The organism is Massilia sp. LC238, from assembly GCF_000735635.1.
In the GTDB taxonomy this organism is placed as follows: domain Bacteria; phylum Pseudomonadota; class Gammaproteobacteria; order Burkholderiales; family Burkholderiaceae_D; genus Telluria; species Telluria varians.
In genome coordinates this window covers 67,406-91,250 of record NZ_JNNN01000045.1, presented here as the reverse complement: position 1 = coordinate 91,250, position 23,845 = coordinate 67,406, and the positions used below count along the sequence as shown (strand labels likewise).

Annotated in this window: 18 protein-coding genes; 12 read left to right on the top strand and 6 right to left on the bottom strand. The window is 66.7% G+C overall.

The annotated features are described in order from the left end of the window. Positions 1-44: 44 nt before the first annotated feature. From FG94_RS12600 to FG94_RS12590, 3 genes are read right to left on the bottom strand one after another with little or no spacing between them, the layout of a single operon-like run. On the bottom strand, positions 45-623 hold the full coding sequence (locus tag FG94_RS12600; protein ID WP_036212030.1) for a GNAT family N-acetyltransferase: 579 nt from the start codon (positions 621-623) through the stop codon (positions 45-47). A 39-nt stretch (positions 624-662) separates the two neighbouring features. After that, complete coding sequence (locus tag FG94_RS12595) at positions 663-1,295, bottom strand: TetR/AcrR family transcriptional regulator (RefSeq protein ID WP_036212027.1); 633 nt, start codon at positions 1,293-1,295, stop codon at positions 663-665. A gap of 7 nt (positions 1,296-1,302) precedes the next feature. Continuing rightward, complete coding sequence (locus FG94_RS12590) at positions 1,303-2,763, bottom strand: PLP-dependent aminotransferase family protein (RefSeq protein ID WP_307188119.1); 1,461 nt, start codon at positions 2,761-2,763, stop codon at positions 1,303-1,305. A gap of 199 nt (positions 2,764-2,962) precedes the next feature. Here FG94_RS12590 and FG94_RS12585 point away from each other — a divergent pair, with 199 nt between their 5' ends. The 8 genes from FG94_RS12585 (at position 2,963) to FG94_RS12550 (ending at position 13,290) form a co-directional block, all read left to right on the top strand. Then, positions 2,963-4,279: an aspartate aminotransferase family protein gene (locus FG94_RS12585; RefSeq protein ID WP_036212021.1), complete on the top strand. Its 1,317-nt coding sequence runs from the start codon at positions 2,963-2,965 to the stop codon at positions 4,277-4,279. 4 nt (positions 4,280-4,283) lie between these two features. Then, entirely contained in the window at positions 4,284-5,777 is a 1,494-nt protein-coding gene (locus FG94_RS12580; protein ID WP_036212018.1) for a CoA-acylating methylmalonate-semialdehyde dehydrogenase, read from the top strand. A 66-nt stretch (positions 5,778-5,843) separates the two neighbouring features. Continuing rightward, the gene (locus FG94_RS12575; RefSeq protein WP_036212113.1) at positions 5,844-7,220 is read left to right on the top strand and encodes an NAD(P)-dependent oxidoreductase; all 1,377 of its coding nucleotides are present in this window, start codon (positions 5,844-5,846) and stop codon (positions 7,218-7,220) included. Then, positions 7,208-8,488 (top strand): NAD-dependent dihydropyrimidine dehydrogenase subunit PreA, encoded by a 1,281-nt coding sequence (gene preA / locus FG94_RS12570; RefSeq protein WP_036212015.1) that lies wholly within the window; start codon positions 7,208-7,210, stop codon positions 8,486-8,488. Before FG94_RS12575 ends, preA begins: the two co-directional genes overlap by 13 nt. 83 nt (positions 8,489-8,571) lie before the next feature. Beyond that, the gene (locus FG94_RS12565) at positions 8,572-10,086 is read left to right on the top strand and encodes an NCS1 family nucleobase:cation symporter-1 (RefSeq protein WP_036212012.1); all 1,515 of its coding nucleotides are present in this window, start codon (positions 8,572-8,574) and stop codon (positions 10,084-10,086) included. A gap of 10 nt (positions 10,087-10,096) precedes the next feature. Beyond that, a complete protein-coding gene (hydA, locus tag FG94_RS12560; RefSeq protein WP_036212009.1) occupies positions 10,097-11,488 on the top strand; it encodes a dihydropyrimidinase in 1,392 nt (463 codons plus the stop codon). A 15-nt stretch (positions 11,489-11,503) separates the two neighbouring features. Further along, the gene (locus FG94_RS12555) at positions 11,504-12,748 is read left to right on the top strand and encodes a Zn-dependent hydrolase (RefSeq protein WP_036212005.1); all 1,245 of its coding nucleotides are present in this window, start codon (positions 11,504-11,506) and stop codon (positions 12,746-12,748) included. A 47-nt stretch (positions 12,749-12,795) separates the two neighbouring features. After that, entirely contained in the window at positions 12,796-13,290 is a 495-nt protein-coding gene (locus FG94_RS12550) for an MgtC/SapB family protein (RefSeq protein WP_051996594.1), read from the top strand. Between the two features lie 3 nt (positions 13,291-13,293). On the opposite strand, the gene FG94_RS12545 is transcribed toward FG94_RS12550, so the two are convergent. Beyond that, a complete protein-coding gene (locus FG94_RS12545; protein WP_036212002.1) occupies positions 13,294-15,045 on the bottom strand; it encodes an allantoate amidohydrolase in 1,752 nt (583 codons plus the stop codon). A gap of 95 nt (positions 15,046-15,140) precedes the next feature. Beyond that, entirely contained in the window at positions 15,141-16,079 is a 939-nt protein-coding gene (locus FG94_RS12540; RefSeq protein ID WP_036211999.1) for a LysR substrate-binding domain-containing protein, read from the bottom strand. A gap of 102 nt (positions 16,080-16,181) precedes the next feature. Between FG94_RS12540 and FG94_RS12535 the strand changes: the two genes are divergently transcribed. Together FG94_RS12535 and FG94_RS12530 are read left to right on the top strand one after the other, a co-directional pair. Further along, complete coding sequence (locus FG94_RS12535) at positions 16,182-17,420, top strand: urate hydroxylase PuuD (RefSeq protein ID WP_036211996.1); 1,239 nt, start codon at positions 16,182-16,184, stop codon at positions 17,418-17,420. Continuing rightward, positions 17,417-18,655 carry a M20/M25/M40 family metallo-hydrolase gene (locus FG94_RS12530; protein WP_036211993.1) on the top strand — a complete coding sequence of 413 codons (1,239 nt, stop codon included), beginning with the start codon at positions 17,417-17,419 and terminating at the stop codon, positions 18,653-18,655. Before FG94_RS12535 ends, FG94_RS12530 begins: the two co-directional genes overlap by 4 nt. A gap of 148 nt (positions 18,656-18,803) precedes the next feature. Here the strand turns inward: FG94_RS12530 and FG94_RS12525 are convergent, their stop codons facing one another. Beyond that, the gene (locus FG94_RS12525; RefSeq protein ID WP_036211990.1) at positions 18,804-21,170 is read right to left on the bottom strand and encodes a prolyl oligopeptidase family serine peptidase; all 2,367 of its coding nucleotides are present in this window, start codon (positions 21,168-21,170) and stop codon (positions 18,804-18,806) included. Positions 21,171-21,798: 628 nt separating this feature from the next. Here FG94_RS12525 and FG94_RS12520 point away from each other — a divergent pair. Next, the gene (locus tag FG94_RS12520) at positions 21,799-22,443 is read left to right on the top strand and encodes an ANTAR domain-containing response regulator (protein WP_036211987.1); all 645 of its coding nucleotides are present in this window, start codon (positions 21,799-21,801) and stop codon (positions 22,441-22,443) included. A 28-nt stretch (positions 22,444-22,471) separates the two neighbouring features. After that, positions 22,472-23,650 carry a CmpA/NrtA family ABC transporter substrate-binding protein gene (locus tag FG94_RS12515; RefSeq protein WP_036211984.1) on the top strand — a complete coding sequence of 393 codons (1,179 nt, stop codon included), beginning with the start codon at positions 22,472-22,474 and terminating at the stop codon, positions 23,648-23,650. Positions 23,651-23,845: the final 195 nt, after the last annotated feature.

Genomic DNA, 23,845 nt, shown 5'->3' with positions numbered 1-23,845 from the left:
CCGGGTTTGTCGGTAGCGTGGGCGGATAAGCGGAACCGTAATTATCACTTTCGGGAGAGCGCTGCGCGGCTGCGCGCGTCCCAGTAGCTGCGCAGCAGCCCGTAGTTGACGGTGTCGGCCATCTGGCCATGCACGAACCAGCGTTCCGGCATGTAGCCTTCCTTGCGAAAGCCCAGGCGTTCGAGCACGGCGGCCGAGGCGCCGTTGCGCGGGTCGATGTCGGCTTCCACGCGGTTCAGGCGCAGTTCGTGGAAACCGTAGTCGAGCGCCACCTCTAGCGCCTCGGTGGCATACCCCTTGCCCCAATGCGGGCTGCCCAGCGCGTAGCCCAGTTCGCAGCGGCGGTTCTGCGGGAAGAAATGGTGCAGGTTGACGGTGCCGATGAGAAGGCCGGTGTCGGCCAGCTCGATGCCGAAGCGCACTTCCGACTGCTCGCGGTAGGCTTCGAGGGCCCGCGCGATCGCGCTTTCGGCAAAGGCAACCGAGACCCACGACTCGGCGCTCCAGTAGCGCACCACGGCGGGATCGGAGAACACGGCGAACAGGTCGGCAGCGTCACGCATCGTCATGGGACGCAGGGTGAGGCGCTCGGTGGTAAGGATGGGCGTGGGGTAACTGGACATGGCGAAATGATAACACTGCGGCCGGGGCAGCGGCCTACCTCAGCCGGTAGAGGCGACCGCCCGCACCACCAGGTCGCCGATCAGGCGCTCGGCATCCTCGAAGTCCGTGCCGGTGAGTTCGGGCTTGTCCAGCGCCAGCGCCATCTGGGCCGAGAAGTCGGCGTAGGACTGGGTCATGGCCCACAGCGCGAACAGCAGGTGAGTGGCGTCCACGCGGGCGATGCGGCCGTCCGCCATCCAGCGCTCGAAGACCTCGATGTCGCGGCGCAGCAGCGGCACCACGCGGGCGCGGATCTGCTCGCCGTAGAACTTGGCGCCGCCGATGACCTCCATCGCATACACGCGCGAGGCCCAGGGCTGCTCGCGCGAGAAGCGCAGCTTGGCGGCGACGTAGGCACGCAGCACGTCGGCCGGCTCGCCGCCGGCATCGGCAAGCTTGGCCATGCGCTCGAGCCAGTCGTCGAGCACGTCGTCGAGCACGCGCTGGTACAGGCCGTTCTTGGTCGGGAAGTAGTAGAGCAGATTCTGCTTCGAGATGCCGGTCCGTTCGGCGACCGCGGCGATGCTGGCGCCGTCGAAGCCGCATTCGGCGAACAGGCGGGTGGCGGCGGCGAGGATGGCGCTTTCCAGCTTGTCGCGCCGCCTGGCGCTGTCGGTGACGTGGGTGTCCATGGTGTCCTCAGCGCTGTGCGCGCAGGAAGTCGAGCAGTTGCGGGTCGGCCGCGTAGGCGGCATTGAAGCGGAACCAGATGCCCTGGGGTTCGCGCTGCGTGAAGAATTCGCCCGGCGCCAGCAGGATGCCGGCCCTTAACGCGGCGTCGGCGATACTGCGGCCGTTTCTCGCCGCGCTCGGCGCTTCCGCCCAGCCGGCGCTGACGAACATGCCGCCGCGCGGCCGCGCCAGCGGGCGCAATCCCACATGGAGCAGGGCCTCCAGGGCGCGTTCGCGCGCGTCCTCCAGCTGGCTGGTCAAACGCTCGACCATGCGGCGGTAGCCGCGCGTGCCGGTGGCGTGGAAGACCGCGCGCTCGTTGATCTCGGACGTGGTCAGGCCCGCCACCATCTTCACGCGCAGCAGTTCCGGTATCAGGGAATGCGAGGCGCACAGCGAACCCACCCGCAGCACCGGCGACAGGGTCTTGGAAAAGCTGCCGACCCGGATCACGCGGCGCAACCCGTCCATGGCCGCAAGCGACGCCTCGCCGGGGGCAGCCAGCTCGCGGTAGATGTCGTCTTCCACCAGCCAGAAATCGAACTGCTCGGCCAGCGCCAGCAGGCGGTGCGCCTGGGCCTGCGAGAGCGAGGTGCCGAGCGGGTTCTGGAGCACCGTGTTGACGAACATGAGCTTGGGATGCAGCAGGGCGGCCTGGCGCGCCAGTTCCTCCATGTCCAGCCCGGCCTCGCTGCGCGGGATGCCGACCGGGATGCAGCCGTGGTGGCGCACCAGCGACAGCAGGTTGCTGTAGCCCGGGTCTTCCACCAGCACCACGTCGCCGGGCCGCGTGAGGGTGCGCAGCACCAGGTCGAAGGCGTGGGTGGCGCCGTTGGTCAGCAGGATCTGCTCGGGCTCGACGGCGAACAGCTCGCCCGACAAGCTGGTGGCGAGGTACTGGCGCAGCGCGGGAAAGCCGAGCGGATGGCCGTAGCCGCGCAGGCGGCTGGCCGGGATCTTCATCGCATGGCGCACGGCGTCGAGGATGGTATTTTCGCCATACCACTCGGGCGGCAGCCAGCCGGCGCCCACGGGCAGCGCCTCGGCCTGCCCACTGTACAGGTCGGGGGCGAGGGCATCGATTTCGGATTGCAGGCTGGGCTGGGAAGCGCTCGGGGTGCAGGGCACCTGCGGCAGGCTGCGCGCAACGAAGAATCCGGAACCGCGGCGCGAGGACAGCAGCCCCAGCTGGTGCAGCCGCTCGTAGGCTTCGACCACCGTGAATGTGCTGACGCCATTGCACTTTGCGAATTGTCTAACCGATGGCATTTTCGTACCAGCACCGAGCTGGCGCTCGTTTACCATCGTCGAGATAGTCCCGACGATCTGGTCGACCAGGCTGCCGCGCCCCTTCCGGTCGATGGCGAGCAGCGGCCATGCGGCGCCACCAGCCATACTGGCGGTGCTGCGCGCGGATGCGGATCGCAAGGTTTCAGAAGGAATGCCCTCTGCTAGAACAACTTCTTCCATCGCACCACTCCACTCGAACTGTACAGGTCGCGTTACCTGTACGGTTGGTCGGTTTTACCCTTGGTGTATCTGTGCCGGTGTTGCCTTGCTGACTATTATTGATCAATATTTTGCCAACTGGTAAAAATTTTTCGCCGTCATGGCGGGGGAGAGACGCATGAACGAGTCCAGGCCCACCTCGATGTCCGCATTCTGGATGCCTTTTACGAATAACCGCGACTTCAAGGCCAATCCGCGCCTGTTGGTGTCGGCCGAGGGGATGTACTACAAGGATGTGGACGGCAACAGCGTGCTCGACGGCACCGCCGGCCTCTGGTGCGTGCCCTGCGGCCATGCCCAGCCGAGAATCACCCAGGCCGTGAGCGAGATGGTCGGCCAGCTCGACTTCGCGCCCACCTTCCAGATGGGCCACCCGGCCGCCTTCGACCTGGCCGAGCAGCTGATGGAGTACACCGGCCACAAGTTCGGCCACGTGTTCTATACCAACTCCGGTTCCGAGGCGGTGGACACCGCCCTCAAGATGGCGCTGGCCTACCACAAGGCGCGCGGCGAGGGTGGGCGCACCCGCCTGATCGGCCGCGAGCGCGGCTACCATGGCGTGGGCTTCGGCGGCCTGTCGGTGGGCGGCATCGGCAACAACCGCAAGAGCTTCGGCCCGCTGCTGCCGGGCGTGGACCACCTGCCGCACACGCACAACCTGTCGAAAAACGCCTTCTCGCGCGGCGAGCCGGATTTCGGCGCCGAGCTGGCCGACGAGCTGGAACGCCTGGTCACGCTGCACGACGCGTCGACCATCGCCGCCGTCATCATCGAGCCGGTGTCCGGCTCCACCGGCGTGCTGGTGCCGCCCAAGGGTTACCTGAAGCGCCTGCGCGAGATCTGCGACAAGCACGGCATCCTCCTGATCTTCGACGAAGTCATCACCGGTTTCGGCCGCCTGTGCACGCCTTTCGCCAGCGATTATTTCGGCGTCGAGCCGGACATGATGACCACCGCCAAGGGCTTGACCAACGGCGTGGTGCCGATGGGCGCCGTGTTCTCCAAGCGCTTCATCCACGACGCCTTCATGGAAGCGCCGGCCGGTATCGAGCTGTTCCACGGCTATACCTATTCGGGCCACCCGCTGGCCTGCGCGGCCTCGCTCGCCACGCTCGAGGTATTCCGCGAGCAGGGCATCATCGAGAACGCGAAATCGCTACAGCCTTACTTCGAGGATGCGCTGCATTCGCTGCGCGGCCTGCCGCACGTGATCGACCTGCGCTCGATCGGCCTGGTGGCCGGCATCGAGCTCGAACCGATCGCCGGCAAGCCGGGTGCGCGCGCCTACAGCGCCTTCAAGAAGGCCTTCGCGGACGGCATCCTGATCCGCGTGACGGGCGATATCATCGCGCTGTCGCCGCCGCTCATCCTGAACAAGCAGCACATCGACGAGCTGTTCGGCAAGCTGGCCAACATACTGAAAAACCTGGACTAGACACATGAATCTCATTTCGCACTTCATCAACGGCCAACCGGCGCACGCCGAGGGCACGCGCCAGATCGATGTCTACAACCCGGCGCGCGGCGAGCCCTGCGCCCGGGTGGCGCTGGCCGAGCCGCGCGACGTCGATGCCGCGGTGTGCGCCGCGCTTGCCGCCTTCCCGGCCTGGGCCGCCACGCCGCCGTTGGCGCGGGCGCGCATCCTGTTCAAGTACCTGCAGCTGTGCCAGCAGCACACCGACGATTTCGCCGCCATGGTGGTGCGCGAACACGGCAAGACCTTCGCCGACGCCCAGGGAGAGGTCGCGCGCGGCATCGAGGTGGTGGAATTCGCGGTCGGCATCCCGCAGATGCTCAAGGGCGAATTCACCGACCAGATCGCGCGCGGCATCGACGCCTGGTCGATGCGCCAGCCGCTCGGCGTGGTCGCCGGTATCACGCCCTTCAACTTCCCGGTGATGGTGCCGATGTGGATGTTCCCGGTCGCGCTCGCGTGCGGCAACACCTTCGTCCTGAAACCCTCGGAACGCGACCCTTCGCCTTCGCTGCTGCATGCGCAGCTGCTCAAGGAAGCCGGCCTGCCGGACGGCGTGTTCAACGTGGTGCAGGGCGACAAGGTGGCGGTCGATGCGCTGCTCGATCATCCCGACATCCAGGCCATCAGTTTTGTGGGCTCGACGCCGATCGCCGAATACATCTATTCGCGTGGTTCGGCCAAGGGCAAGCGCGTGCAGGCCCTGGGCGGCGCCAAGAACCACATGGTGGTGATGCCGGACGCCGACATGGACATGGTGGTCGACGCGCTCATCGGCGCGGCCTACGGCTCGGCCGGCGAGCGCTGCATGGCGATCTCGGTGGCGGTGGCAATCGGCGACGCCGGCGACAAACTGGTCGTCGCGCTGGCCGAGCGCACCGCCAGGCTCAAGGTCGACGACGGCATGGCGCCGGGCGCCGAGATGGGCCCGGTCGTCACCAGCGCCGCGAGGGAGCGCATCGAACGCCTGATCGGCCAGGGCGTGGAGCAGGGCGCAAGGCTCGTCGTCGACGGCCGCGGCTACCGCGTGGACGGCTGTCCGAACGGCTTCTTCGTGGGCGGCACCCTGTTCGACCACGTCACGCCCGACATGACGATCTATAAGGAAGAAATCTTCGGCCCGGTGCTGTGCGTGGTGCGCCTGCCGGACGTGGGACGCGCGGTGGAACTCATCAACGCCAACGAATACGGCAACGGCGTCGCCATCTTCACCCGCGACGGCGGCGTGGCGCGCGAGTTCGTGCGCCAGATCGAGGTCGGCATGGTCGGCGTGAACGTGCCGCTGCCGGTGCCGATGGCCTTCAACAGCTTCGGCGGCTGGAAGCGCAGCCTGTTCGGCGACCACCATGCCTACGGACCGGAGGGAGTGCGCTTCTACACGCGCCACAAGGCGGTCATGGAGCGCTGGCCCAGCACTGCCAGCAGCGGACCGGAGTTCGCCTTCCCCCAGATGAAGTAGAGGTGGTGAATGCCCGGCAGGGCCGGGCTGCAGCATGTCGTCGACCTACAACAAGAAGGGATGCACATGATCGAATCACTCCAGCACCTGCCACCCGCGGGAGGCTCGAACGGCGAGCTGGCCGCGCAGTTCACCGACCTGGCGCCGCCCTTCAGCGCGCGCCAGGCCGCTGTCGAGGCAGCGCGCTGCCTGTACTGCTACGACGCCCCCTGCATGAACGCCTGCCCGACCGGCATCGACGTCGCCGGCTTCATCAAGAACATCCATGACGGGAACGTCACCGGTGCCGCAGCGGGCATCCTGAAGGCGAACATCTTCGGCGGCAGCTGCGCCCGGGTGTGTCCCACCGAGATCCTGTGCGAACACGCCTGCGTGCGCAACAACCCGGCCGAGCGCGAGCCGGTGCGCATCGGCCTGCTGCAGCGCTACGCGATCGACAACGCCCGTTTCGAGGGTCATCCCTTCCAGCGCGCGCCTGCCACCGGCAAGGTGATCGCCGTGGTCGGCGCCGGTCCGGCCGGCTTGTCCTGCGCGCACCGCCTTGCGATGCTGGGCAACGACGTCGTCGTGTACGAGGCGCGTCCGAAAGCGGGCGGCCTGAACGAATTCGGCATCGCCAAGTACAAGCTGCCCGGCGATTTTGCCCAGCAGGAGGTGGACTTCCTGCTGTCGATCGGCGGCATCCACATCGAATACGGCCGCCGGCTCGGCGACAACCTGAGCCTGGCCGAACTGCACACCCGCTACGACGCCGTTTTCCTGGGCATCGGTTTGCAGACCAGCCGCGCGCTCGGCCTGCTAGGGGAAAATGCGCCCGGCCTGATGGCGGCCATCGACTATATCGCCGCGCTGCGCCAGGCCAGCGACCTGTCGATGCTGCCGGTGCCGCGCCGTGCGGTCGTCATCGGCGCCGGCAATACCGCGATCGACATGGCGGTGCAAATAAAACGCCTGGGCGCCGAGGACGTGACCCTGGTCTACCGCCGCGGCCTGGAATCGATGAGCGCGACCGGCCACGAGATCGAGATCGCCAAGGCGAATTTTGTCCGTATTCGCACCTGGGCAGCCCCGCTCGAGGTGCTGCTGGACGCAAGCGGCCGGGTATCCGGCATGCGCTTCGAACAGACCCGCATGGAAGAGGGCCGCCTGGTGCGCACCGGCGGCCTGGTCGAGATCGCAGCCGACGCCGTGTTCAAGGCCATCGGCCAGGCCATGAGCGAAGAAGGCTTCCAGGAGCCGCTCGCGCGCGAACTGTCGCGCGAGGGCGAGCGCATCTGGATCGACAATCGCTTCCGCACCGCGCTGCCGGGCATCTATGCCGGCGGCGACTGCGTCGCGCCGGGACAGGACCTGACCGTGCAGGCGGTCCAGCACGGCAAGCTGGCTGCAATGGCCATCCACGAAGACATCCAAGCGAAAACGGAGGCAGCATGGCCGACCTGAGCATCGATTTCTGCGGCATCAAGAGCCCGAACCCGTTCTGGCTGGCCTCCGCGCCGCCGACCGACAAGGCCTACAATGTCGTGCGCGCCTTCGAAGCGGGGTGGGGCGGCGTGGTGTGGAAGACCCTGGGCGAAGATCCGCCGGCGGTCAACGTCTCCTCGCGCTACTCGGCCCACTACGGCAAGAACCGCGAGGTCATCGGTTTTAACAATATCGAACTGATCACCGACCGCAGCCTGGAAATCAACCTGCGGGAGATCACCCAGGTCAAGAAGGACTGGCCGGACCGCGCCCTGATCGTCTCGCTGATGCTGCCCTGCGAGGAGGCGCCCTGGGCGGCGATCCTGCCGCTGGTCGAAGCCACCGGCGCCGACGGCATCGAACTGAACTTCGGCTGCCCGCACGGCATGCCCGAGCGCGGCATGGGCGCCGCGGTGGGGCAGGTGCCGGACTACGTGCAAATGGTCACGGCCTGGTGCAAGAAGCACACGCGCCTGCCGGTGATCGTCAAGCTGACCCCGAACATCACCGACGTGCGCCATCCGGCACGCGCCGCGCTGGCCGGCGGAGCGGACGCGGTTTCCCTGATTAACACGGTCAACTCGATCACCCACCTCGACCTCGACCGCATGGTGGCATTCCCCATCGTCGGCGGGGCCAGCACCCACGGCGGCTACTGCGGCTCGGCGGTCAAGCCGATCGCCCTGAACATGGTGGCCGAGATCGCGCGCGACCCAGCCACGCGCAACTTGCCGATCTCGGGCATCGGCGGCATCGGCAACTGGCGCGACGCGGCCGAGTTCATCGCGCTGGGCGCCGGCAGCGTGCAGGTGTGCACGGCCGCGATGCTGCACGGTTTCCGCATCGTCGAAGAGATGAAGGACGGCCTGTCGCGCTGGATGGACAGCAAGGGCTATCCCGACATCGCGGCCTTCTCGCGCAAGGCGGTGCAGAACACGACGGACTGGAAGTACCTGGACATGAACTACCAGGTGATTGCCCGGATCGACCAGGACAAGTGCATCAAGTGCGGCAAGTGCTACGTCGCCTGCGAGGACACCTCGCACCAGGCGATCGCGCGCAGCGTGGATGATGCAGGCACGCGCCGCTACGAGGTGAAGGATGCCGAATGCGTGGGCTGCAACCTGTGCGAGATCACCTGCCCGGTGGAGGCCTGCATCACCATGGTGCCGCAGGAGACCGGCAAGCCCTACATGAACTGGACGCAGGACCCGCGCAACCCGAGGGCCGAACCGGTTGCCGTTTGAGCCGACGAAACCCCGCACCGCCGTAAGTACGATTGCGCTACACTCGGTCGCACATTTTCGCAACCGACGAGGAGAGTCCCCCCGTGACCACGCACCATGACGCGCCGACCGGCGCCAGCACCGAACTCTGGAACCACGACCTGGCCCCGACCACGGCCGCGCAGCGCACCTGGCGCTGGTATCACTTCGCGGCGCTGTGGGTCGGCATGGTGATCAGCATCCCCGCCTACATGCTGGCGGCCAGCCTGATCGAAAGCGGGATGTCGGCCTGGCAGGCGGTGCTTACGGTGTTCCTGGCGAACGTGATCGTGCTGCTGCCGATGCTCCTGATCGGCCACGCCGGCACCAAGTACGGCATTCCGTACGCGGTACTGGCGCGCGCCTCCTTCGGCACCCGCGGCGCCCGGCTTCCGGCCCTGATGCGGGCGATCGTCGCCTGCGGCTGGTATGGCATCCAGACCTGGTTCGGCGGCAGCATGATCTACACGCTGCTGGGCGTGCTGCTCGGCGCCCCGATCGGCGGCGAGAACTTGCCGGGCCTGGGCATCAACCTCGGCCAGCTGGCCTGCTTCCTGGGCTTCTGGGCAATCCAGATGTACTTCATCGTGCACGGCATGGAGTCGATCAGGAAGCTCGAAACCTATACCGCGCCGCTGAAGATCGCGATCTGCTTCCTGCTGCTGTGGTGGGTGTACGACAAGGTGGGCGGCTTCGGCCCGCTGCTCGGCCAGCCCTCCGCGTTCGTCGAGGGCGGACCGAAGGCCGGCCTGTTCTGGGCGGTGTTCTGGCCATCGCTGACGGCGATGATCGGCTACTGGGCCACGCTGGCGCTGAACATCCCCGACTTCACCCGCTTCGCCAAGACCCAGCGCGACCAGGTGGTCGGCCAGACGCTCGGCCTGCCATTGCCGATGGGCCTGCTCGCGGCACTGGCCGTGACCGTCACCTCGGCCACCATCGTCCTGTACGGCAAGGCCTTGTGGGATCCGGTCGACGTGGCCAGCCGCATGACCGGCATCGCCGTGCTGGTGGCGCTCATCATCCTGCTGATCGACACCGCCAGCGTCAACCTGGCCGCCAACCTGGTGGGCCCGGCCTACGATTTCTCGGCGCTGTCGCCCAAGCGCATCTCCTACCGCATCGGCGGCTACATCACGGCCGGCATCGCGCTCGCCATGATGCCCTGGAAGATACTCGAGACCACCCAGAACTACATCTTCATCTGGCTGACCGGCTACTCGGCCCTGCTCGGGCCGATCGCCGGGATCATGATCGTCGACTACTACTTCGTGCGCAAAACAAAACTCGACGTCGACCAGTTCTACAACGAGGGCGGAAGCTACTCGTATAAAGGCGGCTGGAACGTGGCCGCCATCGTGGCCTTCGCGGCCGGCGTGTTGCCCAACCTTCCCGGCTTCCTGAACGCGGCGCTGCCGGACGCCTTCCCGAACGTGGGCGAGGCCTTCAAGACCATCTATACCTACGCCTGGTTCGTCGGCGTGGTGATCGCGGCCATCGTGTACGGACTGATGATGAAGGGCCGCACCGCGCCGGCGCCCAGAAGCGTGAATCACACAGCGAACAACTATCCAACCTGAAGGGAGAGTCATGACTACCTTGATCCGTGGCGGTACCGTCGTGAACGCCGACCGTGCGTTCCGCGCCGACGTGCTGTGTGTGGGGGACAGGATTGCGGCGGTGGGCGAGAACCTCGACGCGCCCGCGGGCGCGACGATCGTCGATGCCGGCGGCCAGTTCGTGATGCCGGGAGGGATCGACACCCATACCCACATGCAGCTGCCCTTCATGGGCACCGTCACGGCCGACGATTTCTTCAGCGGCACCGCGGCCGGCCTGGCCGGCGGCACCACCACCATCATGGATTTCGTGATTCCCGACCCGAAGCAGTCGCTGCTGGAGGCCTTCCACACCTGGCGCGGCTGGGCCGAGAAGTCGGCCGGCGACTACACCTTCCACGTCGCCGTCACCTGGTGGGACCCCTCGGTGCACGAGGAGATGGGCGTGCTGGTGCGCGAGCACGGCGTCAACAGCTTCAAGCACTTCATGGCCTACAAGAACGCGATCATGGCCGACGACGAGACCCTGGTCAGAAGCTTCCGCCGCGCGCTGGAACTGGGCGCGATCCCGACCGTGCACGCCGAGAACGGCGAACTGGTCTACCAGCTGCAGCAAGAGCTTCTAATGAAGGGCATCCGCGGCGCCGAGGCCCATCCGCTCTCGCGCCCGCCGGAAGTGGAAGCCGAAGCCGCCAACCGCGCCATCGCGATCGCGGGCGTGCTCGGCACCCCGGTCTACATCGTCCACGTGTCCTGCGCCGAATCGCTGGAGGCGATCACGCGGGCGCGCGCCAAGGGGCAGCGCGTGTACGGCGAAGCGCTGGCCGGCCACCTCGTCATCGACGACAGCGTGTACCGCCATCCCGACCCCGAGTTCGCCCGCGCCCACGTCATGAGCCCGCCGTTTCGCAGCCGGCACCACCAGCAGGCGCTGTGGCAGGGCCTGCAGGGCGGGAACCTGCACACCACCGCCACCGACCACTGCACCTTCTGCGCCGAGCAGAAGGCGGCCGGCAAGGACGACTTCACCAGGATCCCGAACGGCTGCGGCGGCGTCGAGGAACGCATGGCGGTGGTCTGGGACGCCGGCGTGAACACGGGCCTGCTCACGCCCTCGGAATTCGTGCGCGTGACCTCCACCAACGCGGCCCAGATCTTCAACATGTACCCGCGCAAAGGCCTGGTCGCTGTCGGCGCCGACGCAGACATCGTGGTCTGGGACCCGAGCGGCACCCGCACCATCTCCGCACAGACCCAGCATTCGAAAGGCGGCTTCAACGTCTTCGAAGGCCGCACGGTGCGCGGCGTCCCTACGCATACGGTTGCCAGGGGCAAGCTGGTGTTCGAGCGCGGCACATTGCGCGCCGAAGCCGGGGCAGGGCGCTACGTCGAGCGTCCCGCTTTTTCCGCCACCGTGGCTTGAATCGAGGAGAGCAGCATGGACGAACTGCGTATCAATGGCGAGCGCCTGTGGCAATCGCTGATGGACCTGGCCGCGATCGGCGCCACCGAAAAGGGCGGCGTCAAGCGCCTGGCGCTGACGGACCTGGACCGTCAGGGCCGCGACCTGGTCGTGCGCTGGGGCCGCGAGGCCGGGCTGGAAGTCACGGTCGACCAGATCGGCAACGTCTTCATGCGCCGTGAAGGACGCAACCCGTCCGCGCTGCCGATCGTCACCGGCAGCCATGTCGACACCCAGCCGACCGGCGGCAAGTTCGACGGCAACTACGGGGTACTGGCCGGGCTGGAGGTGGTACGGACCCTGAACGAGCGCAACATCCAGACCGAGGCGCCGATCGAGGTCGCCTTCTGGACCAACGAGGAAGGATCGCGCTTCGTGCCGGTGATGATGGGGTCGGGCGTGTTCTGCGGCGCCTTCAGCCTGGAGACGGCCTATGCGGCGGTCGATACCGAAGGCAAGAGCGTGCGCGAGGAACTGGAACGCATCGGCTACCTGGGCGACGAAGTGCCGGGCAAGCACCCGATCGGCGCCTATTTCGAGACCCACATCGAGCAGGGGCCGGTGCTGGAAGACGCGGACAAGGTGATCGGCGTGGTGCCGGCCGTGATGGGCCTGTCGTGGTACGACTGCACCGTGACGGGCATGGAAGCGCATGCCGGCCCCACCCCGATGGGACTGCGGCGCGATGCGCTGCAGGTGGCGACGTCCATCATGCAGGAAGTGGTCGCCATCGCGAACCGCTACCCGCCCTATGGACGCGGGACGGTGGGCATGGTGCAGGTGTTCCCGAACAGCCGCAACGTGATCCCGGGCCAGGTCAAGTTCAGCATCGACCTGCGCAACGTGAACGACGCGCTGCTCAATACCATGCACGAGGAGATGCTGGCCTTCGTGGCCAGAACCCGCAAGGACAGTGGCCTGGCCATCGAGGTCGAGCGCGTGTCCTATTACCCGCCTTGCCCCTTCCACCCGGATTGCGTGAACGCGGTGCGCGCCGCCACCGAGAAGCTGGGCTATTCGAGCATGGACGTGGTCTCGGGCGCCGGCCACGACGCCATCTACGCCGCGCGCGTGGCGCCGTCCGGCATGATCTTCGTGCCCTGCAAGGACGGCATCAGCCACAACGAGATCGAGGACGCCCAGCCGGCCCACCTGGAGGCGGGATGCAACGTGCTCTTGCACGCCATGCTCGAACGAGCCGAAGTCATCCATGCGCCATAAATATTGATTAGATGGCATCATTCCCGGGTGACCTCGGGAGGAGCAGCATGGACTGGCTGGATCGAAGTTGGTTGACAATACAGCAGGAATTTTCGGACCTCGGCAACGTGGAGGACATCACGCGCATCGTGGTGCGGCTGCTGGTGGCGGTCGTGCTGGGCGGGATGCTCGGTTACGAGCGCGAATCGGTGGGCGCATCGGCGGGCTTGCGCACCCACATGCTGGTGTCGCTGGGCGCGGCCCTGTTCGTGCTGATCCCGCTGCAGGCGGGCATGGAGATCGGCGACCTGTCGCGCGTGCTGCAGGGCGTCACCGCCGGCATCGGCTTCATCGGCGCCGGAGCTATCCTGAAGCAGACCGACAAGGAAGACGTCAAAGGCGTTACGACGGCCGCCAGCGTGTGGCTGAGCGCCGCCATCGGCATTGCCGCCGGCATGGGACGGGAAGCGACCGCCGTTCTGAGCGCTTTGTTCGCACTGGTGATCCTGGCGATCCTGAAGATGTCGCCGAAAGACGAATCGACACGCGCGACGAAGAAGTAAAGCTTATTGCCTGCTCATGCTTTCCAGGAAGTGCAGCAGCACCTCGCCCGCCACCTCGGCGTCGTCCGCCGTCATGGTCTCGAGCGGATTGTGGCTGATGCCGCCGTTTCCGCAGCGCGTGAACAGCATCGCCACCTCGGTGATGTTCGCCATCTCCATGGCATCGTGCCCGGCGCCGGACAAGAGTTCGAAGCGCGGCAGGCCGGCGGCCTCGATGGCCGCGCCCAGCCGGTCCATCAGGCGCGGCGCACAGGGCGCGGCGTCGGCCTCCACCAGCTTCCACAGCTTTTCCTCGATGCCGCGGCGCGCGCAGATCGCACTGGTGCCTGCGAGGATGTCGTCCACCGCCGCCAGGCGCTCTTCATCGCTTGCTGCGCGGATGTCGAGCGACAGCCGGCACTGGCCCGGGATGACGTTCACGGAACCGGATGGCACCTCGAGCTGGCCGACCGTGCCGACCAGCGAGCCGCGCCCGCTGCAGCGTTCCTCGACCAGCAGCACGATCTCGGCGGCCGCGGCGGCGGCGTCGCGGCGCATGCCCATCGGGGTAGTGCCCGCATGGCTGGCCACGCCCGTCAGTTCGACCAGGTAGCGCGAGCTGCCGGCAATCGCCGTCACCACGCCGACCGGCAGGCCGCGTTCCAGCAGCACCGGCCCTTGCTCGATATGGACTTCGACAAAGCCCAGCAGCGATGCCGGATCGCGTGCGATGGCGGGGATGGCCGCAGGATCGTGGCCGGCTGCCGCCAGGGCCGCGCGCATGCTCGTGCCCTCGCTGTCCTGCTGCTCGAGCAGGCTCGGGGTGAAGCGGCCGGTGACGGCGCTTGAACCCAGGAAGGTACTGCGAAAACGCACGCCTTCCTCTTCGGCGAAACCGATCACCTCGAGGTGGAAGGGAAGGCGTTCGCCGCGCCCGTGCAGGTGCCGCACCAGGGCGATGGGAAGCAGGATGCCGAGCCGGCCGTCGTACTTGCCGCCATTGCGCACGGTGTCGTAGTGCGAGCCGGTGACGAGGGTCTCGGCGTCCGGCTGAGCCGCCGCGTAGCGCCCGACCACGTTGCCGACCGCGTCGATGTGCGCGTCCATGCCGGCCGCGATCATCCAGTCGCGCAGCTGGCTGGCGCTGCGCTGGTGTGACGGGGTCATGTAGGCGCAGGTAAGCCCATCGGGGCTATCGCTGATCGCGCCCAGCGTCTCGGCCCAGTCCATCACCTGCGGCCCGAAGAGCAGCTGCACCTTCAGCAGCTCGTTCAGGCGGATCTCGGCGATGCGGTGCACCTGGCGCAGGCACTCGCGCATTTCGTCGGCGCGCGTGTTCTTCAGGCGCCGTGCGAAGGTCTCGATGATGGCGGCGCGGGTCAGGCCGCGTCCCGTCGGGCCCTTCACCGCCAGGATGAAGGGGAAACCGAACTTCTCCTTGTATTGCGCGTTGAGCGCATGCAGCACGGCGTACTTCTCCGGGCTGCAGCGGTTCAGGCCGGACGCCGCCTGCTCGCCCGTGGATTCCGCCGTCAGCTCGCCGGCGATCGCCGCCTTGCCGGCCAGTTCCGGGTGGGCGCGCAGCAGCGCCAGCTGCTCGTCTTCGCTTGCCTGCGTGACGGTCGCCTGCAAGGCCTGCTTGAGGGCGGCGACGCTGGCGAAGGGCCGCAGGCCGCTTGCACGCTCCGCTATCCACGGAGAGTGTTCGTAGATGCCGCGCAGCGCCTCGACGAAGGCGGCGGGTGGGCAGGTGTTCAGGTCCGACAGGGTAGTCATGGTTCGCATCGCCTCAATGGAATCATTGATGATAAATCGTGCAAGCTCCTCCGTTTATACGCCTGGCGCCATAAAGGGTATTGCGCGGCTTTGGTCTATTTTGCAACCAGCGCACGCGCCGCGGCGCTGACCTGGTCGCGCAGCCACTTGTGTTCGGTCGACTGGTGCACTCGCTGGTGCCACAGCTGGTAGAAGCGCATCGGCGGGAACTTGATCGGCACCGTGAAGCTCTTGAGCGGCAGCGTGCGTTCGTAGAAGCGGATGAACTGGCGCCCGGTGGTCAGCACCAGGTCGCTCTGGGTCAGCATGTAGGGAATCACGCCGAAGTAGGGCGACTCAACCGCCACCTTGCGCTGCAGCCCCAGGCGGTCGAGGTGGGCGTCGATCACGCCGTGGTAGCCCGGCAGCATCTGCGAGGGCGCCACGTGCGGCAGCGCCAGGTAATCCTCGACCGTCATCGCATCGATCGCGGTGCGCCTGGCATACGGGCTGTCGGCGCGCATGGTACAGATGATCGGGTCTTCGAACAGCTTGGACATATGCAGGTGCGCGGGCGGCTCGTCCCAGTTGGCGATCACCAGGTCCATCTCGCCGTCGGACAGCATGCGCAGGTAGTCCAGGCCCGGTCCCAAGCTGTGGATCACCACCTTGCTGTTGGGCGAACCGCGCCGCAGTGCGGCCACCACGTTCGGCAGGAACTGGGTGTCGAGGTAGTCGGGCGCGGCGATGTGGAAGGTGCGCGCCGCTTCCTCCGGCACGAAGGGCGACTTGCGCACGAACAGGCTCTCGGTTTCGTCGAGGATGCGCTTGGCCGGCTTGAGCAGGCTCTCGCCGTGCTGGGTCGGCACCATGCCGCGCGCGCCGCGCACCAGCAGCGGGTCGCCGGTCAGTTCGCGCAGTTTGCGCAGCGAGGCCGAGATCGAGGGCTGCGGCTGGTTCAGCTTGAGCGCCACGCGCGAGACGTTCTTCTCCTGCAGCAGCAGGTAGAGGATGCGGATCAGGTGCAGGTCGAGGTGCTGGGGCAGGCTGGCCATGGGGGCGTATATCAATACAGTTATGTCGAATATACGCTAAATTTCATGTTGCAGAAATTGAAATCACGTTATCGTCGAGGGATACTCGACAAGGACGCTTCTATGGATGGTTTCGGTTATCTCGGCCCGTATGCCCTGGAGTGGTTCAACATGCTGGTGCGCTGGCTGCACATCATCACGGGCATCGCCTGGATCGGTGCGTCCTTCTACTTCGTCTGGCTCGACAACACCATCCGTCCGCCGGCGCCGGGCTCCGAGCTGGCCAGGAAGGGCGTGGCCGGCGAGCTGTGGGCGGTGCACGGCGGCGGTTTCTACAACCCGCAGAAGTACCTGGTGGCGCCCGCCGAGCTGCCCAAGGAACTCCACTGGTTCAAGTGGGAAGCCTATTCCACCTGGATCTCCGGCTTCGCGCTGCTGGTCATCGTCTACTACCTGAACGCGCAGGCCATGATGGTCGACCGCAGCGTGGCAGATTTGACCAGCTGGCAGGCCGTTGGCATTGGACTGGCCAGCCTGGTGGTCGGCTGGATCGTCTACGACCTGCTGTGCCGTTCCCCGCTGGGCAAGCACGACCTGGCCTTCGGCCTCACCATCTTCGCCTTCCTGGTCCTGAGCAGCTATGTGCTCACCCACCTGCTGAGCGGCCGCGCCGCCTACCTGCACGTGGGGGCGATGATCGGCACCATGATGGTGGCGAACGTGGCGATGCTGATCATTCCCGGCCAGCGCAAGATGGTGAACGCCATGATGGCCGGCGAGAAGCCGGACCCCATCCACGGCATCAAGGCCAAGCAGCGCAGCGTCCACAACAACTACTTCACGCTGCCGGTGCTGTTCATCATGATCAGCAACCACTACGCGATGACCTACCGCCATGAATACTCCTGGGCGGTGCTGGGCGTGATCATGGCGGCGGGCGTCCTGATCCGCCACTTCTTCAACCTGCGCCACAAGGGCCGGGTCGAATGGAAGTACCCGGCGGCGGGCGTGGCCCTGCTCGCCATCCTGGCCTTCGCCATCGCGCCCAAGGCGCCGGCACCGGTCAAGGCGCAGACCGGCGCGGACGACGCGGCGCGCTTCGCCCAGGTGCGCACCATCATCGACCAGCGCTGCGTGTCCTGCCACGCGCAGCACCCGACCCAGCCGGGCTTCGCGACGGCCCCAAGCGGCGTGATGCTGCATACCCCCGAACTCGTGAGCCAGAACGCGCAGCGCATCTACCAGCAGACCGTGCAGATGAAGGCGATGCCGCTGGCGAACCTCACCAACATGACCGATGCCGAACGGGCGCAGGTCGGCGCCTGGTTCGAAGCGGGCGCAAAAACCGGACAACACCGATGAACGATCAAGCACAGCAACGACTCCTGCAATGGATCGACGAGCACTTCGACGAGCAGGTCGGCTTCCTGCAGCAGGTCGTCCGCATTCCCACCGATACGCCGCCGGGGAACAATGCGCCGCATGCCGAAGCGGTGGCGGCGATGCTCGCGCAATACGGCTGGAACGCCGAGCAGCATGCGGTGCCGCAGCAGCAGGTGCGCGACTACGGCATGGAAAGCATCACCAACCTGATCGTGCGCCGTCCCTATGGCGCGGGCGGCCCGACGCTGGCGCTGAACGCGCATGGCGACGTGGTGCCGCCGGGCGAGGGCTGGAGCAAATCGCCCTACGGCGCCGAGATCGTTGACGGCGCCATCTACGGCCGCGCCGCGGCGGTCTCGAAGAGCGACTTCGCCACCTATGTCTTCGCCGTGCGCGCGCTGGAAGCGCTGGGCTTGCCCCTCAAGGGCGCGCTCGAGCTGCACTTCACCTACGACGAGGAATTCGGCGGCCTGCTCGGCCCGGGCTGGCTGCTGGAACAGAACCTGACCCGCCCCAACTACGTGATCGCGGCCGGCTTCAGCTACAACATCGTCACCGCCCACAACGCCTGCCTGCAGCTGGAGATTACGGTGCACGGCAAGGCCGGCCACGGGGCCATGCCGGAGACGGCAGTGGACGCGCTGCAGGCCGCCACCCGCATCCTGAACGCGATCTACGGCCAGCTGCCGGAACTCAAGAAGATCAAGTCGCAAGTACCCGGCATCGATTCGCCCACCATGCTGGTCGGCCGCATCGATGGCGGCACCAATACCAATGTGGTGCCGGGCAAGGTGGTCATGAAGATGGACCGCCGCATGATCCCGGAAGAAGACCCGGTGGCGGTGGAAGCGCAGGTGCGCGCCCTGGTCGAAGGCGCGGTGGCCGGCATGCCCGGCATCCGGCTGGAGATCCGGCGCCTGCTGCTCTCGCATGCGCTGCGCCCGCTGCCCGGCTCCGACAAGCTGGTGGACAGCCTGCAGCGCCACGGCCGCGCCATCCTCGGCGAGGAAGTCACGGCCCAGGGCACGCCGCTGTACGCGGATGCGCGCCTGTACGGCGAACGCGGCATCCCGGCGGTGATGTACGGCGCCGGGCCGCGCACGGTGCAGGAATCGAACGCCAAGAAGGCCGACGAGCATGTGCAGCTGGAGGATCTGCGCAAGGCCACCAAGGTGGTGGCGCTCACGCTGCTGGACTTCCTCTCGGACCAATGAAAAGTAGGGTGGGCGGCTTGTCCGCCCACGCGGTGATCGCTGCCGGCTCCGTTATCGCGCCGAATGATCTCGGCGCAAACTATCACCGCGTGGGCGGGAGACCCGCCCACCCTACAAAAAAAGGCGCCCGCAGGCGCCTTGGTTTTGCTTACTGCTTGAGCGTGCGCTCGAACAGCTGGTAGATCCGGCGGTACTGGTCATACCAGGCTTCCGGCTGGACGTAGGCGTGGCGCTCCAGCGGATAGCTGGCCAGCTCCCAGTTGTCCTTCTTCAGTTCGATCAGGCGCTGGGCCATGCGCACCGAGTCCTGGTAAAACACGTTGTCGTCGACCATGCCGTGGGCGATCAGGAGGTGGCCCTGCAGCTTGTCGGCGTACTCGATCGGCGACGAGATGCGGTAGGCTTCCGGGTCGATGTCCGGCGTGTTCAGGATGTTAGCGGTGTAGCCGTGGTTGTAGGTCACCCAGTCCGTCACCGGACGCAGGGCGGCGCCCGACTTGAAGGTTTCCGGCGCGCGCATCAGGGCCATGAAGGTCATGAAGCCGCCGTAGCTGCCGCCGTACACGCCGACGTTCTTGGCATCGCCCTGGTGCTGCGCCACCATGTAGTTCACGCCGTCGATGTAGTCCACCAGTTCCGGATGGCCCATCTGGCGGTAGATCGCATTGCGCCACTTGGCGCCGTAGCCCTTCGAGGCGCGGTAGTCCATGTCGAGCACGACGTAGCCCTTCTGGACCAGCAGGTTGTGGAACATCTGCTCGCGGAAGTAGTTCGGGTAGCGCTTGCTGACGTTCTGCAGGTAGCCGGCGCCGTGCACGAACATCACGACCGGGTACTTCTTGCCCGGTTCCAGCTGGGCCGGGCGGTACAGCTTGGCCCAGACCGGATCGCCGCCGGCGCTCGAGGGCACCGCCACGTACTGGGGCTCGACCCACTGGCGCGCCTTGAACTCGGCAGTGCGGGTATCGGTCAGCTTGGTTGCCGCGCCGCCGCTCACCGGCGCCACTGCCAGCTGGACCGGGGTGTAGCTGCTCGACCAGTGCACCAGCAGTTTCTTCTCGTCGGGCGACAGGGTGAAGCGCTCGACGCCGTCCAGGCTGGTGACTTCGCGGACCGTGCCGTTCTTCGCATCGACCGCGCAGACTTCGTAGTCGCCCGGCGTTTCGCGGTTGCACATCACATAGGCCATGCGGCCGTCGTGCGACCAGCGCACGTCCGAGGCTTCCCACTTGCCCGAGGTCAGGGCGCGGGCAGGACCACCTTCGGCGGATTGGGTGTACAGGTGCGAGTAGCCGCTTTCCTCGGACAGGTACCACAGCGTGCGGTTGTCCGGCAGCCAGCCGAATTCGTTGTTGTCGTAGTTGACCCAGGCGTTGTCGGTCAGGCGGTGCAGCGGCTTGAGCTTGGCGGCCTGCAGGTCGACGGTGGCGAGCCAGCGGTCCTTGTTGTCCACCGCGCGCAGCATCACGGCGACGTTGGCGCCGTTGGCCGACCATTCGATCGCATCGGCGCCGTCGATCACGCGCAGCGCGCGGTTGCCCTTCAGCGGCTCCTTCTTGGCGGCGGCGCGCAGCTCGGCCAGCGGGTCGACGTTCACGCCCGGCAGCACGTCGAAGGACAGGTCCTGCACCTTGTTGGTGCGCAGGTCGACCAGCTTCAGTGCATGGGGCGCCGGCATGTTGCGGCCGACGCGGGTGCGCTGGTCGTCGAATTCCTCGTAGCCCGATTCGGTCACGTAGCGCGGCATCTTGCCGACGCGGCCCTTGTCGCCGTTCTTCGGCGCGGTGACGACCAGCAGCCAGCGGCCGTCGGGCGACAGCACGCTGCTCTCGATCGCGACCTTGTCGCCCAGGTAGACCGGGGCCGGGGGCAGGGTGGGGTCGACGCGGCGCTGCTCGTTCATGCGCTCGCGCAGCGCATCGCGTTCATCCTTCTGGCGCTTGAGGTGGGCCATCAGGCGCAGCTGCTGGTCGCGCAGCGCGTCTTCCTCGTTCACCGCCGGGTCCTTGGCGGCGCGCGGCAGCGCGACCGGGCCGACCACGCGGCTGGCGCGGTCCCAGCCGTACCAGTCGGTGCCGATGCGGTAGTACACCGTGCGTTCGTCGTGCGAATACTGGAGTGCGTCGAGCTTGCTGGCGCCGCGGGTGATCTGCACCAGCGCGCCGCTCTTCAGGTCGCGCTCGAACAGGTCGCCGTTACGCAGCATCAGGGCGCGGGTCTGGGCCGGGTTGTAGATGACGTCGTTGCCGTCGATCTTTGCCGCCTCGGCGTCGCTCACCAGCTTCGGCTTGCCGCCCTGGCTCACTTGCCAGGTGTCGCGGACCGGCGAGCCGGTGCGCTTCTGTTTATAGAACACCTGCTTGCTGTCCCAGCTCCACCAAGCGTTTTCCACCGGCGTGCCGATCCAGTCGGGGTGGGCCATGGCCTGGTCGAGGGTGATGGGCGTGGATGCCGCCGCCGGCAGCGCCGGCAGGGTCAGGAGCGCTGCGAAGATCGTGAGTGCTGGTGTACGCATCGTGTTGTAGGAGCTGAAGTAGAAAGGAGGTTGGCTTTCTTGCCAGAAAATGCGACTTGCATTCTAGCTCAGCATTTCACGCTGCGGGGCATATGGAGAACGGACCTGCTAAAAAAGAACGCGCAGGCGTACGTACATACGTACAACCGGCGCGTGCATATCAATACTGCTGTTGCGTCGCAGCGTTCAGGCCGCCTTGCCCGGGCGCTTTGCCGGACGCAGGAACAGGGCCAGGCGCACGACCAGGGCGGTGAGGGCGCAGACGCTCAGGACGGTGTCGAGCAGGTCCATGCTCAGCCCCGCACCGCAGGTGCCCAGCCGCCGTGCGCGGCATAGAGTTCGATCGAAAAGCTGCGCACTGCGGCGAGGGCGCTGGCGAAGAAGCGGCGGGTCGTGGTCATGATGAATTCCCCTGTAAAGATTGCGATGTTGCGTTGCAGTATAAGGAGGACAGGGCCATAAATAAACTTTAGATTGGTGATTCCTTCGATACGGATAATGAATAATTGATGAAGGAGCTCGACCAGTGATATTTACGCGGCGAATGTCTCTTTGTTGCCACTGTGAATGGCTGAGGTGTCGAGAGGGGGTTTGCGCAGCTGGATCGGTTCTTGCATGACATACCGGCATGAAATCGATAGGCTGTGTAGCACCTCATCTGCGGATCGTCGTCGTCAATCCCGCAACACCCCCCGGCGCGCAGCGCGATGCAGCGCTCGCCGGGCAGGCCCAGCGCAGCGCCGCGCTGCGGATCGGCCTGCTCGAATCGGGCTACGACCTGGTCGCCTCGCTTCCCGCCGACGTGTTCCTGCCCGAGCGCGTCGCCCAGCTGCAGCCGGACATGATCATCGTCGACAGCGCATCCGACGCGCGCGACGTCCTCGAGCACATCGTGATCGCCACCCGCGATGCGCGCCGCCCCATCGTGCTGTTTACCGAAGACGACGCGCCGGCCAGCATGGACGCGGCCCTGGACGCGGGCGTGTCGGCCTACATCGTGGCCGGCCTGCAGGCCGAGCGTGTGAAAGCGGTGCTCGACGTGGCGCTGGCGCGCTTCCGGCGCGAGCAGAAGCTGCTCGACGAGCTGGAGGGCACGCGCCAGAAGCTGGCCGAGCGCAAGACCGTCGACCGCGCCAAGGGCCTCCTGATGACGCGCTACCGGCTCACCGAAGACCAGGCCTACCAGCGCCTGCGCAGCATGGCCATGAACAAGAACCTGAAGCTGGCGGAGATCGCGCAGCGGCTCATCGATGTGGAAGACCTGCTCGGCTGATGCCGGCGGTGCGAAAGACAGGAACCCTATGACAGGCATTGGCAAGGAAAGCGGCGGTGCATGGATCGCCGGCTCGGACAAACCGGAAAGAACATTGATCCGCATCGGCTACCTGCCGCTGGCGGACTGCGCGCCGGTGGTGATGGCATCCGTGCTCGGCTTCGACGAACTGTACGGGATCAAGTTCGAACTGAGCCGCGAGCTGTCCTGGACCGGCATGCGCGACCGCCTGGTCGGCGGCGACATCGACGCCGCCCACGTCCTGTACGGCCTGCTGTATGGCCTGCAGATGGGCATCGGCACGCGGGCCCGCCAGATGGCCGTCCTGATGAACCTGAACCGCAACGGCCAGGGCATCACGCTGTCGCGCGCGCTGGCCGCCAGGGCTCCCGACGCGGCGGCGCTGGCGCGGCTGGTGCGCGCCGGCGCATTGCGCCCCACCTTCGGGCATACCTTCCCGACCGGGAACCATGCGATGTTCCTGTATTACTGGCTGGCGGCGGCGGGCATCGATCCTCTCGCGGACTGCAAGCTGGTCACCGTGCCGCCCGGCCAGATGGCGGCCAGCCTGGCGGCCGGCCACATGGACGGCTTCTGCGCCGGCGAGCCCTGGGGCCAGCGCGCGGTGCGCGAAGGCGCCGGACTGCTGTCGGTGTCGAGCGAGGAGATCTGGCCCGATCATCCGGGCAAGGTGCTGGGCACGGGCGCCGATTTCGCAGCAAGCCACCCGAATACCTGCCGCGCCCTGGTCGCCGCATTGCTGGAAACGGCGCGCTGGCTGGATGCCTCGCGCACCAACCGCGAGGCCGCCGCCGAAGTGCTGGCCAGCCCGGCCTATGTGAATGCGGACAGGGACGTGCTGCAGGTCTGCCTGGCCGGGCGTCCCGGCAAGTCGTACGCCCTGGGTGACTGGCGCGGCCACAATGGCCTGCATTTCTTCGCCGACGGCGAGGCCAGCTTTCCCTGGCTGTCGGACGGCATGTGGTTCCTCACCCAGCAGCGCCGCTGGGGCCTGCTGCGCGCCGATCCGCCCTATGCCGCGATCGCGCGGGAGGTCAACCGCATTGATCTCTACCGCGACGGCGCGGCAATGGCGGGCGTTGCTGTTCCGGAGAGCGCCATGCGCAGTTCCACCCTGCTTGACGGCCGCGTCTGGGACGGCAGCGACCCGGCCGGCCATGCCGGATCGGTGCAGCACGCTGCCTGAACCGGTGCGCAAAGCTGCATCATTAACGCGCATGTTGCACCGCAATGTAGCGCGTGATCCCGTCGGATACACGCGTTTCCCTCTGGGAGCAAGGTGGCACGCGTCTTGCTGTTAAGACGATACGGATCAATGGCGATCCTCTTCACTTTTTCGCCGGCCTAACGAGGGGCCGGCAACCAGGACAACGGCGTCCGC